Source organism: Enterobacter cloacae complex sp. SHL009, assembly GCF_049237205.1.
GTDB lineage: Bacteria > Pseudomonadota > Gammaproteobacteria > Enterobacterales > Enterobacteriaceae > Enterobacter > Enterobacter cloacae_M.
The window spans coordinates 316679-330630 of the sequence record NZ_JBMKIW010000004.1 but is presented as its reverse complement, the minus strand read 5'-3'; the positions used below and the strand labels follow the sequence as shown (position 1 = coordinate 330630).

The following is a 13952-nucleotide window of genomic DNA, read 5'->3' as shown; positions in this document are numbered from 1 at the left end:
TGCCCTGCGTGTACATCAAGAATAATTCTTATTTTAGTTTACTGTGCCCCGCCTGACGGAAGGTCAGGTTGAAACGGTACTCGCCCGTGAGCGGGTGAACCCCGGGCTTCAGCGGCTGAATGCCGTGATAATAAAGCCGCGACTCCCTGCCCCACACCACCACATCGCCATGTTCCAGCATAATGCGCTTGAGCGGGTCGTTGCGGCGTAATCCCCCAAACTGGAAGACGGCAGGCAAACCTAACGATACCGAGACGATAGGCGCGCGAAGATCGGGTTCATCCTTATCCTGATGCAGCGAGAGCTTTGCGCCAACGGCATAGCGGTTAATCAGGCAGGCATCGGGCCGAAAATCAGGATACTCGGCTGCCCCGGCGGCCTCATGGCAAAGCGCCTGAAAAACCGCAGGCATCGGAGGCCAGGGCTGGCCGGTCGCAGGATCGTTCGGGGCATACAGATAGCCCCGCTCGTTCGTCGCCCAGCCCAGTTCGCCGCAGTTGGCCATGGCCACCGACATGGTGTAGCCGCCCGGCGTCACCATATGGCGAAACGGTGAAACCGCTGTGACTTCTTCAATTCCAGCAAGCAACGCCTCCGCACGGGAGAGAGCAAAGCGACGCAGAATAACCGCCCCCGGCGCAAGCGGCTCCTGCCAGGGTTCAGCATCCGCAAAAAGATCGAGCATTATCCCTCCTGACGTTTCGCCTCACGTTTCAGTAATAGCGCCTTTCGCGCCGAGCCCCAACGGTAACCCGACAGCGCGCCGTCGTTCCGAACCACGCGATGACAGGGGATCACAATCGCCAGCGTGTTTGCCGCACAGGCTCCGGCAACGGCGCGTACCGCACTGGGCTGGCCAATCGCCTGCGCCACCTGCCGGTAACTTGCCGTTTCGCCGCAGGGAATGTTGCGAAGGGCCTGCCAGACGCGCTGCTGGAACGCGGTTCCGCGAATATCCAGCGGCAGCGCAAGTGGTACATCGCGGTTATCAATACTGGCAATCACCTGCTGGATCCGCTGTGCGAAATCCTCTTCCAGCGGCGCATGCGCTGCTTTTGGAAAATGCGCGGCAAGCTCTTCGGCTAATTCTTCATCGCTGTCACCCAGCAGGATCGCGCAGATCCCCCGCTCGCTTTCTGCAACCAGACAGCGTCCTAACGAGCAGTCGCTGATGGCATAACGCACTGCCGCATCCCCTTTGCGGTACTGCTTCGCCGTCATGCCCAGGGCATCGTTGGCTTTGCGATAATAGCTGCTGCTGTCGGGAAACCCCGCCGCCAGCACGGCGTCGGTAATTTTGTCTCCCTGTGCAAGCGCGGTGCGCAGGCGCTGGCCTCGCGCCGCCTGCTGCCAGGCCTTTGGCGTCATGCCGGTCACGGACTTAAACAGACGGTGGAAATGGAAAGGACTCATGGCGACCTGCTGCGCCAGCCCCTCCAGGGTTAGCGTGGGATCCTGCTCCAGAAGACGGCAGGCGTGTTCCACTTTTGCCAACTTCTGCGCCTGCGGATCGCGTTTGTCCGGCATGCAGCGCTTGCACGGGCGAAACCCTGCCTGAACGGCATGGTGGGCATCGGGATAAAAGCGGACGTTTTTACGCAGCGCGTGGCGGGCGCGGCATGACGGGCGGCAGAAAATACCCGTCGTCTGCACGGCGAAGACAAACTGTTCGTCAGCGAGCGGATCGCGGGCCAGCACGGCCTGCCAGCGATCCTCATCGGTAATAAAGGTTGAGTTTCTCATTATCGGCTCCTCTTATAAGCATACATAGAGCCTGCCTGAGTGCCACTGATAAAAAACCCGCAACCTTGCTTTTTAATTTTTGTCGCGCACCAGGAAGCTATTGAACTGCGGCGAGCTCCAGGTTTTGAACCCGTCGCCCTCTTTGGTGATCATATAAACCGCCAGCCCTTCCTGGCGAACCACCTCTTTGGCTTTTTCCGGGCCGAGAACCATTAAGCCAGTATCCCAGGCATCCGCTTCCAGCGCGGTTGGGGCGATGACCGTCACCGAGACCAGGTTATGCGTGATGGGACGCCCGGTCTGCGGATCGATAACATGGGAAATACGCTTCCCGTCAAGCTCGTAATAGTTACGATAGCTCCCGGAGGTACTGATGCCATGTCCGTTGATATCCACTATCGCCTGTACGGCATTTTGCCGATCGGTCGGCTTTTGAATCGCTACGCGCCACGGCTTATCGCTGGCGTTCATCCCCCGGCTGACTAGCGCGCCGCCCACGGAGACCAGATAGCGGGAAATGCCTTCCTGGGCCATCAGCGCTGCAAGATGATCCGCCGCATAGCCTTCCCCTACCGTCGACAGATCGACAAACAGATCGGGGATATCCTTTTGCAGGTACTGTTGTCCGTACTGATTGATCACCGTCAGATGCTGCAGCCCTGTCCGGGCGCGGGCGTCATCAATGGCCGCCTGTTCGGGCGTGGTCACCGGCTGTTTGTTAGGTCCAAATCCCCAGAGGTTTACCAGGGGTCCGACGGTCACATCCATCGCGCCGTTGGTTTTATAACCCACGCGTATAGATTCGGTCACGATATCGGCCATCGCCTCGCTCACCGGCCACAGGGAGGTGCTGGTGGAGAGGTTAAAGCGCATCAGCGCCGAGTCATTTTTATAGGTTGAGAGCAGCTGATCGTCGGCATCCAGCTGAGACTGGATTTTGCCGCGTAGCTCATCTGTGCGTGTTTTATCGAGGTTCATCACGCTGACGCGCCAGAAGGTGCCCATCGTTTTGCCTTCGAGCACCGTCGCGGCGGGTGCGTCGGCTTTCGCCACGGGCGCGGAATCGTCACACGCGGTCAGGAAAAAAAGCATAGCCAGAAAGCTGGCGCGTAAAAAAGTCATGTCCATTCATTATTATCCTCATGCCAGGGCGGCAAGAGTACACCAAAACGGGTGAGTTGTTCGAATCTGCGAGACACAAAAAAGGGGCCAGCAGGCCCCTTACGTCACACGATGAAGCGATTAGAACTGGTAAACCAGGCCCAGCGCTACGATATCGTCAGTACCGATACCCGCCTGACGGGTGAATTCATTTTCATCAACCAGGTTGATTTTGTAATCCACGTAGGTGGACATGTTTTTGTTGAAGTAGTAAGTCGCACCAACATCAACATATTTCAGCAGATCCTGATCGCCGTAACCTTCGATGTCTTTCCCTTTAGACTGCAGGTAAGCCACGGACGGACGCAGGCCGAAGTCGAACTGGTACTGAGCAACCACTTCGAAGTTCTGCGCTTTGTTAGCGAAGCCGTAAGCGGTAGTCGGGCTGCTGCCGTTAGAGGTACCGAAACGGGTTGCGTTGTAGGTCTGAGAGTACTGCGCTGCCAGATAGATGTTGTTGGCATCGTATTTCAGGCCACCAGTATAGACTTCTGCGTGATCGCCATTACCGTATACGCCCGGTGCGTTCTGGTCAGCGGTACGTTTGGAGGAGGACATCGCACCACCTACGCTGAAGCCTTCGCCAAGGTTATAGGTCAGGGATGCACCGTAGCCGTCGCCGTTCTGTTTCAGGGTGCTACGACCGGTGTCGTTTTCACCGCTTACGCTGCCGTTTTTACCCTGATACTGCAGGGCAAAGTTCAGGCCATCCACCAGACCAAAGAAGTCCTGGTTGCGGTAGGTCGCCACGCCGTTAGCACGGGACTGCAGGAAGTTGTCCGCACCGTAAGTATCGCCGCCAAATTCTGGCAGAACGTCGGTCCAGGAGGTTACATCGTAGATTACGCCGTAGTTACGACCGTAATCGAAAGAACCCGCGTCAGCGAATTTCAGACCCGCGAACGCCACACGCGTCCAGGCCTGGTTGTCGCTTTCAGAGGTGTTGCCCTGGATCTGGTATTCCCACTGGCCGTAACCGGTCAGCTGATCGTTAACCTGAGTTTCGCCTTTGAAGCCAAGACGCATGTAAGTCTGGTCGCCGTCGGCACTCTTGTCGTCAGAGAAATAGTGCAGACCATCGACTTTACCGTACAGATCTAATTTGTTGCCATCTTTGTTATAAATTTCGGCCGCATTTGCTGCGCCTGCCACCAGGAGTGCTGGTACCAGGAGGGACAGTACTTTAACTTTCATTTTATTAACCCTCTGTTATATGCCTTATAATTGCCACTGCTTACTGGTTAACCCTCATTAACCAGTCGGCAATTTCATTCTCCGCAAAATTACAGAATAATCCAATGCGAATATGATACGAAAACTTTGAAGATGTTTCATTTACCTATCAACATGTTTCAGAATGTAAATATCGAGGAACTTTTACAAAGCACAAATAGCTTAGAAAATTAGCACTTATAATCAAACATGAAAATCACAACATACAAATCAAATAGTTACAATAAAACCCATTACAGCACTGAATGACAAAACAAGATTGCACCTAATCTCTAAAATAACTCTCGCTATCATCATTAACTTTATTTATTACCGTCATTCAGTTTTGAATGTCTGTTTATCCCTAATTGAACCGGATGCTTCGCATTCGGTTTTTTTTTACCTTTCTTTACGTAACTTCTCTTTTTTTGTGCTACCGCACCGTAATTGTAACGACTATTAACTAAATTCTCTTCGGGTATTCTTCGAAGTCCATAAATTGGTACAAGACTTAATTTCTTGTTAATTCGTGCTATTTATTGACGGCGTGGGTCGATTATTTGTACGCGCATGGCGAGTTTGTACATGTTTTCTGCACTCCCCGCCGCCGATATTGTCCGGAGAAAAAGTCGCCTCTTCCCGGACAGTCGCGCTGGAAATTCAGTTATTACCCTTTATACTGCCCTATCGCCACAGAGCACGACCATAACGGGTTAAAGATATCAATGAGTCAGACTGAAACTACCGCCCCGAGCAAATTCTCCCTTCTCCCCGGGAGCATCACCCGTTTCTTTCTTCTTTTGATCGTTGTGCTGTTAGTCACCATGGGGGTGATGGTACAAAGCGCGGTTAACGCCTGGCTGAAGGATAAGAGCTATCAGGTCGTGGATATCACCCACGCCGTGCATAAGCGCATAGACACCTGGCGCTACGCCACCTGGCAGATTTACGACAATATCGCGGCTGCCCCGACCTCCTCGTCCGGGGATGGACTTCAGGAGACGCGACTTAAGCAGGATGTCTATTATCTCGAAAAACCGCAGCGTAAGACCGAGGCCCTTATCTTTGGCTCTCACGACAGCGCGACGCTTGAGATGACGCAGCGTATTTCGACCTATCTGGATACCCTCTGGGGTGCCGAAACGGTACCGTGGTCGATGTACTATCTGAACGGTCAGGACAACAGCATGATCCTGATCTCTACGCTGCCGTTAAAAGATCTCTCGTCCGGCTTTAAAGAGACAACCGTGGGCAGCATCGTCGATTCCCGCCGGGCAGAGATGCTGCAGCAGGCGAACGCCCTTGATGAGCGTGAGAGCTTCTCTTCCCTGCGTCGTCTGGCCTGGCAAAACGGTCATTATTTTACCCTGCGCACCACGTTCAACCAGCCAGGGCATCTGGCGACGGTGGTGGCCTTCGATTTACCGATTAATGATTTAATCCCGCCGGATATGCCGCTCGACAGCTTCCGACTGGAGCCAGACAGCAGCACCCAGAACATGCGTGCGGCGTCCGACAAAGAGGCCGCAGAGAGCGTATCGATCTCCTTTAACGGCTCGAAAATCGAAATTGCCTCATCGCTGAACTCGACCGGCATGCGTCTCGTGTGGCAGGTGCCGTTTGGCACGCTGTTGCTCGACACCCTGCAAAATATTCTGCTGCCTCTGCTGCTGAATATCGGTCTGCTGGCGCTGGCGCTGTTTGGCTACAGCACCTTCCGTTTCCAGACGGGGCGTCAGAGCGACGCCTCTGCGGTTCCGGCCGGTACCAACAATGAGCTGCGCGTATTGCGTGCACTGAATGAAGAGATTGTTTCCGTGCTGCCGCTTGGGGTCTTGGTTCATGACCAGGAGGCGAATCGTACGGTGATGAGCAACAAAATTGCCGACCATCTGCTGCCGCATCTTAACCTGCAGAACATCACCACCATGGCGGATCAACACCAGGGGGTGATTCAGGCCACCATCAACAATGAACTGTACGAGATCCGTCAGTTCCGCAGCCAGGTGGCTCCCCGCACGCAAATCTTCATTATTCGCGACCAGGATCGCGAAGTGCTGGTCAATAAAAAGCTCAAGCAGGCGCAAAGGCTGTATGAGAAAAACCAGCAGGGGCGCGCCGCATTTATGCAGAACATTGGCGATGCCTTCAAGCAGCCGTTAAAAACGCTGGCGACCCAGGCGGCGGCGTTAAACACCTCTGAAAGCCACCAGCTTGCCTGCCAGGCCGATTCGCTGGTCAGAATGGTTGATGAGATCCAGCTGGCGAACATGCTGGAAAATGATTTCTGGAAGGGAACACCAGCCCTCTTCTCCATCCAGGATCTGATCGATGAAGTGGTGCCGGAAGTGCTGCCCGTCATTAAGCGCAAAGGGCTGCAGCTGCTGATCAATAACAATCTCCCTGCGAATGACGAACGCCACGGCGATCGCGAAGCGCTGCGCCGCATTCTGCTGATGATTATTCAGTACGCCGTGACCACCACGCAGATCGGCAAGATCACCCTTGAAGTCAGCACCGAGGAGTCGGCAGAAGACCGTCTGACGTTCCGCATCCTGGATACCGGGGAAGGCGTCACAACAAGTGAAATTGATAATCTGCACTTCCCGTTCCTGAATGACACGCAGAGCGATCGCTACGGCAAGGCCAATGCCCTGACCTTCTGGCTGTGCGATCAGCTGGCGCGTAAGCTTGGCGGCCACCTGAATATCAAAGCCCGTGAATCCCTCGGCACCCGCTATTCTCTGCATGTGAAAATGGCGGCCAATCCGCAGGAAGAGGATGAAGAACGTCTGCTGGATGACGTCGTGGTGATGGTCGATGTGACCTCGAACGAGATCCGCAATATTGTCGTTCGTCAGTTAGAAAACTGGGGAGCGGCCTGCATCACGCCGGATGAAAGACTTGCAAGTCAAGAATTTGATCTGTTTTTAACTGATAATCCGTCTAATCTTACTGCCTCCGGCTTGCTTTTAAGCGATGATGAGTCAGGCGTGCGGAAAATCGGCCCTGGCCAGCTGCGCGTCAACTTTAATATAAGCAATGCGATGCAGGAAGCTGTACTACAACTAATAGAAGAGCAGCTGGCGCAGGAAGAGATAACGGAGTCACCGTTAGGCGGCAATGAAAATGCCGAGCTTCACGCCAGCGGATACTATTCACTCTTTGTTGATACAGTACCAGATGATGTTAAGCGGTTGTATACTGAGTCCGCTGCGAATGATTTTGCAGCGCTGGCACAGACAGCACACCGGCTTAAAGGGGTGTTTGCCATGCTTAATCTGGTTCCCGGCAAGCAGTTATGTGAAACGCTGGAACATCTAATTCGTGAGAAAGATGCCTCTGGCATTGAAAAATACATCAGCGACATTGACGCCTACGTCAAAAGCTTGCTGTAGCAAGGTAGCCTTATACATGAACAATATGAACGTAATTATTGCCGATGACCATCCGATTGTACTGTTCGGTATTCGCAAATCACTTGAACAGATCGAGTGGGTGAATGTAGTCGGTGAATTTGAAGACTCTACAGCACTGATCAATAACCTCCCAAAGCTTGATGCACACGTGCTCATTACCGATCTCTCCATGCCTGGAGACAAATACGGTGATGGGATCACGCTCATCAAATACATTAAACGTCACTTCCCGGATATCTCGATCATTGTTCTGACCATGAACAACAACCCGGCGATCCTGAGCGCGGTGTTGGATCTGGACATCGAAGGGATTGTGCTGAAACAGGGCGCCCCGACCGATCTGCCAAAAGCGCTCGCTGCGCTGCAGAAAGGCAAGAAGTTCACCCCTGAGAGCGTCTCTCGTCTGCTGGAAAAAATCAGCGCGGGTGGCTACGGTGACAAACGCCTGTCCCCGAAAGAGAGTGAAGTTCTGCGCCTGTTCGCAGAAGGTTTCCTGGTAACCGAGATTGCCAAGAAGCTGAACCGCAGCATTAAAACCATCAGCAGCCAGAAGAAATCAGCGATGATGAAGCTGGGCGTGGACAACGATATTGCTCTGCTGAACTATCTCTCCTCCGTTACGCTGAGCGCATCGGACAAGGATTGATCCCGGACGGGTGTGCGGCCTGAGGCCCTCACCCCGTCCCTCTCCCACGGTGAGAGGGTTGAAAAGCGAAAAGGCCCTTGCGGGCCTTTTTTATATTCTGGTTTTTCTCACGCGATCCGCGTAAATCGACAACGTCTGCTTCAGCACGTCCAGCGTCACCGGTTTCGACAGACAGCTGTCCATGCCTGACTCCAGACAACGCTGTTTCTCTTCCGCCAGCGCGTTCGCCGTTACGCCCACCACCGGCAGCGTCAGGCCCAGCTGTCGGATGCGCTGCGTCAGACGGTAGCCGTCCATGTTTGGCATGTTGACGTCGCTAAGCACGATATCAATATGATTTTTACTCAGCACATTCAGCGCATCCACGCCGTCATTGGCGGTTTTGCACTGGTAGCCCAGCGATCCAAGCTGGTCTGCAAGCAGGCGACGGTTAATCGGATGGTCATCCACCACCAGAATCATCATATCGTCATTCACCGACGCCAGAGACTCCGGTGACGGCAATCCGCCCGCGCCGTCGCGCTCTTCCAGCTCCACTTTGTAGATGCGCGCCAGCAGGCTCAACAGCTCGTGCGGCGTTGCAACGCTGTGTACCCATTCCCCAGGCGCACGCTCGACAGGAATGCCGATGTGGCGACGGCAGAAGAGCACCGACCCTCTCCCCTGCCACGGTTGCTCCGGCATCTCGTCGGCGATCAGCACATCGTCCACGTCCGGTGTTTGACCTTCATAGAGACACACCCTGACTCCACTGTGGGCAAGCAGCGCCGTCAGGTAATCATTCAGCGAGGCGTTTTGCACCGCCAGCCAGCAGCGCTTGTCGCTCAGCCCGTCCACCGTCGCTTTTGCCGGATACTGCGCCGAATAGAGCGGAATACGGATGGTGAACTGGCTGCCCATGCCGGGCTCGGTATCCACGGAAATATCACCGTCCATCATGCTGACGAGCTTCTCACAAATCGCCAGCCCCAGTCCGGTGCCCTGGAAGTTACGCTGCACGCCGGTCCCGACCTGGAAGAACGGGTCGAACAGGCGGACCACTTCCTTCGCAGGGATGCCGACGCCCGTGTCGCGCACGCGAATGCTCAGGTAATCCCCCGCCCGGCAGACGTGCAACACGATACAGCCAACGTCGGTGAATTTGATGGCGTTGCTGAGCAGGTTTGAGATGACCTGCTGCAGGCGCATCGGATCGCCGTGCAGCGTCAGCGGCACGTCAGGTTCAATAAAGCAGTAGAGCCCCAGCTGTTTACGCACCACCAGCGGCAGATAGTTGGCGCTGATGTGGTTCATCACCTCGCGCGGCGAGAACTCCCGCGGTTCGATTTTCAGCTGCTCAGACTCAATTTTAGAGAAATCGAGAATATCGCTGATGATTTTCAGCAGCAGGCTGGAGGAGTTGTTCATCGCCGTCACCAGCCTGTCGACCCCTTTCGGCAACTCTTTGGTCTGCAGCAGGTCGAGGTTACCGATGATCCCGTACAGCGGCGTTCGCAGCTCGTGGCTGACGGTGGCAAGGAACATGGATTTCGACTGGCTGGCCTGCTCCGCCGCCTGGGCCATCTCCTGCAGCGACTCTTCCATCTTCACGCGCGCGGAGACATCTACCAGCACGCAAATCGCCACGTTTTCATTGCGATAGCGGGAATGCACAAAGCTGATCTGCAGGTTGGTGTGCGTGCTGGTGAGCACGTCGACAAAGTTAACCTGCTGACCGCAAATAATTTGCGTCAGCCTCTGGCGGTCTTCGTGCGTCAGCATGTTCAGGTAGTTATGCGCCAGCTCGTTACTCAGGATGTTGGTTCCGTCCTGGGTACGCAGAATGCAGATCCCCACCGGCGCCGACGCGACAATCTTCCGGTTAAACTGCTCGTGTTCCTCCAGCCGCTGGGCGTCGCTTTCGGCCGGAATAAAGATTTTCCGCTCATACATGCGCGCCAGGGTGAACAGCGCACCACCCGCGATCAGGTTCAGCAGAATGGCATTCATGATGAGAATGCGTATCCGCTCAAGCACCATGTCCACTGGCACCGAGTAGACAATACTTAGCGACGAAGGCGGCAGGCTCTTCTTCAGCACCAGTTCGCGGAAGCCGGAGGTATAGCCAAACCACGACCGCTCCTGCATCCAGTGCGGTTCGACGTTTAACCGGTTATCCGGCCCGGCAAGTGAGATCAGCTGATGACCGTTTTCATCCAGAATGGTCACCCCCATAGGCAGGCTGCCCGGGGTGAAAAAGTTTTCCATGCGAATGGTCTGCTCAATCCCCAGCAGCGCCTGCAGGCGATTGCCCAGATACACCGGCGTCAGGGCGTAGAAATAGCCCACGCCCGGGCGCGGGCCCTGGCTAACCCAGAAGATGTTATTCCCGCGCTCGTCCTGCGGCGCATTGCGATATTTCACAATACGTTCATGCAGGCTTTTCAGCGCATCGTCACGCTCAACGGGCACGTCGCGCAGGCCAAAGTCAGCCATGCAGAGATTTTCACTGCCAATCAGGAATACGCGGTTCAGGTCATAGGCGGCGGAGAAATTGTCGCGCCAGTAGCGCATAAACCAGGCAAGGGATTCCAGCGACCCGCGCCAGGTATTGCTCATGGTGGAGCAATCGGAGTCCGGGAACAGCGGCTGGAAGTCCGGGACTTCGGTATTGTCATTCCGCCCGCGAAGCGCAAGGATGCCGTTTTCCGCCGTCAGACGATTTTCGGCAATATACTTCAGCTCCTTCATCACGTCAGACGTTCGCTGAATGTAGCGCTGGGCCTGGTCGGAGCTTAAGTTAAACTCCTGGCGGATCTCCGCTTCTTTCTGGTGCAGCGCGTTAACGATGTAAAACACCGAGAACAAGGCCACCAGCAGCCAGAGCAAGAGCGCCAGCGCCCGAAACAGATAGCGAGAAACTTTCAGCGTAGTACGAAAGGAGACGAGGTATTTCAAGGGGGCGAGGCTCCGCCGTCGGGGTCAAAAGAATGTGGTTAAGGTAGCGGTAAACGCGCCAGGTCGCAACGTTGACTTATCTGCTTGTGCAAAAGAAAAGGGCCGGAATCCGGCCCTTTTTTGCATCAGGAGACATTACTCGTCAGCGTCATCCGCTACGTCATCGTCGGTGTCGGCTTCCGGCGCGATATCATCATCGCCTTCCGCAACGCTACCGTCGATGGAATCGAGCTCTTCGTCATCCACCGGCTCAGCAACGCGCTGCAGACCCACCACGTTTTCATCTTCCGCTGTACGGATGAGGATCACGCCCTGGGTGTTACGCCCCACCACGCTGATCTCAGACACGCGGGTACGCACCAGCGTACCGGCATCGGTGATCATCATGATCTGGTCCGCATCGTCTACCTGCACCGCGCCCACAACGGAACCGTTGCGCTCGGTCACTTTGATAGAGATAACGCCCTGCGTGCCGCGAGACTTGGTTGGGTATTCCCCTTCCGCCGTACGTTTACCGTAACCATTCTGCGTCACGGTCAGGATAGCCCCTTCACCGCGCGGAATAATCAGAGAAACAACGCTGTCTTCGCCAGCCAGTTTGATACCACGAACGCCCGTAGCGGTACGACCCATTGCACGGACGGCGTTCTCTTTAAAGCGCACCACTTTACCGGCCGCAGAGAACAGCATCACTTCATCAGAACCGGAGGTCAGATCCACACCGATCAGCTCGTCGCCTTCGTTCAGGTTCACCGCGATGATCCCGGCGGAACGTGGGCGGCTGAACTCGGTCAGCGCGGTTTTCTTCACGGTACCGCTGGCGGTCGCCATAAAGACGTTCACGCCCTCTTCGTACTCGCGTACCGGCAGGATGGCTGTGATACGTTCGTTCGCTTCCAGCGGCAGCAGGTTGACGATTGGACGGCCACGCGCGCCGCGGCTCGCTTCCGGCAGCTGATAAACTTTCATCCAGTACAGACGACCGCGGCTGGAGAAGCAGAGGATCGTGTCATGGGTGTTCGCCACCAGCAGGCGATCAATGAAGTCTTCTTCTTTAATACGCGCTGCAGACTTGCCTTTACCGCCACGACGCTGTGCTTCGTAGTCGGTCAGCGGCTGATACTTCACATAGCCCTGGTGAGACAGGGTGACCACCACGTCTTCGCGGTTGATCAGATCTTCAATGTTGATATCAGAGCTGTTCGCGGTGATTTCGGTGCGGCGCGCATCGCCGAACTGATCGCGGACCAGCTCCAGCTCTTCACGGATCACTTCCATCAGACGCTCTGCGCTGCCCAGGATATGCAGCAGTTCAGCAATCTGTTCCAGCAGCTCTTTGTATTCGTCGAGCAGTTTTTCGTGCTCAAGGCCGGTCAGTTTCTGCAGACGCAGATCCAGAATCGCCTGAGCCTGCTGTTCAGTCAGGTAATACTGACCGTCACGCACGCCGAATTCAGGTTCCAGCCACTCTGGACGCGCTGCGTCATCGCCCGCACGTTCCAGCATCGCGGCAACGTTACCCAGATCCCACGGACGGGAAACCAGGGCTGCTTTCGCTTCCGCCGGGGTTGGCGCACGACGGATCAGTTCGATGATCGGGTCGATGTTGGCCAGCGCAACCGCCAGCGCTTCAAGGATGTGCGCACGGTCGCGCGCTTTGCGCAGTTCGAAGATGGTACGACGGGTCACCACTTCACGGCGGTGACGCACGAACGCGCTCAGGATCTCTTTCAGGTTCATGATCTTCGGCTGACCATGGTGCAGCGCAACCATGTTGATACCGAAGGAGACCTGAAGCTGAGTCTGGGAGTACAGGTTGTTCAGCACAACCTCACCCACCGCGTCGCGTTTGATCTCAATCACGATGCGCATACCATCTTTGTCAGACTCGTCACGCAGCGCGCTGATCCCTTCAACACGTTTTTCTTTTACCAGCTCGGCGATTTTTTCAATCAGACGCGCTTTGTTCACCTGATACGGGATCTCGTGAACAATGATGGTTTCACGGCCGGTTTTTGCGTCCGCTTCCACTTCGGCGCGGGCACGGATGTAAATCTTGCCGCGGCCGGTGCGGTACGCTTCTTCAATACCGCGACGACCGTTGATGATCGCCGCCGTTGGGAAGTCCGGACCCGGGATGTGTTCCATCAGCCCTTCAATGCTGATGTCTTCATCGTCGATATAGGCCAGGCAGCCGTTGATCACCTCGGTGATATTGTGCGGCGGAATGTTGGTTGCCATACCGACCGCGATACCGGATGAACCGTTAACCAACAGGTTCGGGATCTTGGTTGGCATCACATCTGGGATGCGCTCGGTGCCGTCGTAGTTATCGACGAAATCAACGGTCTCTTTTTCCAGGTCGGCCATCAGCTCATGAGCGATTTTCGACATACGGATTTCCGTATAACGCATCGCCGCAGCGGAGTCGCCGTCGACTGAACCAAAGTTACCCTGACCATCTACCAGCATGTAACGCAAGGAGAATGGCTGCGCCATACGAACGATGGTGTCATATACGGCGGTATCACCATGCGGGTGATATTTACCGATGACGTCACCGACGACGCGGGCAGATTTTTTATAGGCTTTATTCCAGTCATTGCCCAATACGTTCATGGCGTATAGTACGCGACGGTGTACCGGCTTAAGGCCATCGCGGACGTCCGGCAGCGCACGGCCAACAATGACCGACATCGCATAGTCCAGATAGGAGCTCTTCAGCTCTTCCTCGATGTTAACCGGTGTAATTTCTCTCGCAAGGTCGCTCATCTAACCGCTATCCCTCTACTGTATCCCGGATTCAAAGGTCGCAAATTATAACACAGCCGAGG

At 55.2% G+C, this 13952-nt stretch carries 8 protein-coding genes; 2 read left to right on the top strand and 6 right to left on the bottom strand.

Annotated elements, in window-relative coordinates; all coding sequences use genetic code 11:
* Positions 1 to 28 precede the first annotated feature (28 nt).
* From alkB to ACOTZC_RS12540, 4 genes are all read right to left on the bottom strand, one after another.
* On the bottom strand, positions 29 to 685 hold the full coding sequence (gene alkB / locus ACOTZC_RS12555; RefSeq protein WP_163354033.1) for a DNA oxidative demethylase AlkB: 657 nt from the start codon (positions 683 to 685) through the stop codon (positions 29 to 31).
* Positions 685 to 1743 carry a bifunctional DNA-binding transcriptional regulator/O6-methylguanine-DNA methyltransferase Ada gene (ada, locus tag ACOTZC_RS12550; RefSeq protein WP_047744218.1) on the bottom strand — a complete coding sequence of 353 codons (1059 nt, stop codon included), beginning with the start codon at positions 1741 to 1743 and terminating at the stop codon, positions 685 to 687. Before ada ends, alkB begins: the two co-directional genes overlap by 1 nt.
* Positions 1744 to 1815: 72 nt before the next feature.
* Entirely contained in the window at positions 1816 to 2871 is a 1056-nt protein-coding gene (gene apbE, locus ACOTZC_RS12545; protein WP_023312507.1) for an FAD:protein FMN transferase ApbE, read from the bottom strand.
* A gap of 114 nt (positions 2872 to 2985) precedes the next feature.
* On the bottom strand, positions 2986 to 4098 hold the full coding sequence (locus ACOTZC_RS12540) for a porin OmpC (protein ID WP_045402762.1): 1113 nt from the start codon (positions 4096 to 4098) through the stop codon (positions 2986 to 2988).
* 743 nt (positions 4099 to 4841) lie between these two features.
* Here ACOTZC_RS12540 and rcsD point away from each other — a divergent pair.
* Both rcsD and rcsB read left to right on the top strand, forming a co-directional pair.
* Positions 4842 to 7514, top strand: a complete 2673-nt coding sequence (gene rcsD, locus ACOTZC_RS12535) for a phosphotransferase RcsD (protein ID WP_023312509.1) — start codon at positions 4842 to 4844, stop codon at positions 7512 to 7514.
* A 16-nt stretch (positions 7515 to 7530) separates the two neighbouring features.
* Entirely contained in the window at positions 7531 to 8181 is a 651-nt protein-coding gene (rcsB, locus tag ACOTZC_RS12530; RefSeq protein ID WP_006176468.1) for a response regulator transcription factor RcsB, read from the top strand.
* Between the two features lie 90 nt (positions 8182 to 8271).
* On the opposite strand, the gene rcsC is transcribed toward rcsB, so the two are convergent.
* Both rcsC and gyrA read right to left on the bottom strand, forming a co-directional pair.
* Positions 8272 to 11118, bottom strand: a complete 2847-nt coding sequence (gene rcsC / locus ACOTZC_RS12525; protein ID WP_045402761.1) for a two-component system sensor histidine kinase RcsC — start codon at positions 11116 to 11118, stop codon at positions 8272 to 8274.
* A 135-nt stretch (positions 11119 to 11253) separates the two neighbouring features.
* The gene (gene gyrA, locus ACOTZC_RS12520) at positions 11254 to 13890 is read right to left on the bottom strand and encodes a DNA topoisomerase (ATP-hydrolyzing) subunit A (protein WP_045354270.1); all 2637 of its coding nucleotides are present in this window, start codon (positions 13888 to 13890) and stop codon (positions 11254 to 11256) included.
* Positions 13891 to 13952 lie beyond the last annotated feature (62 nt).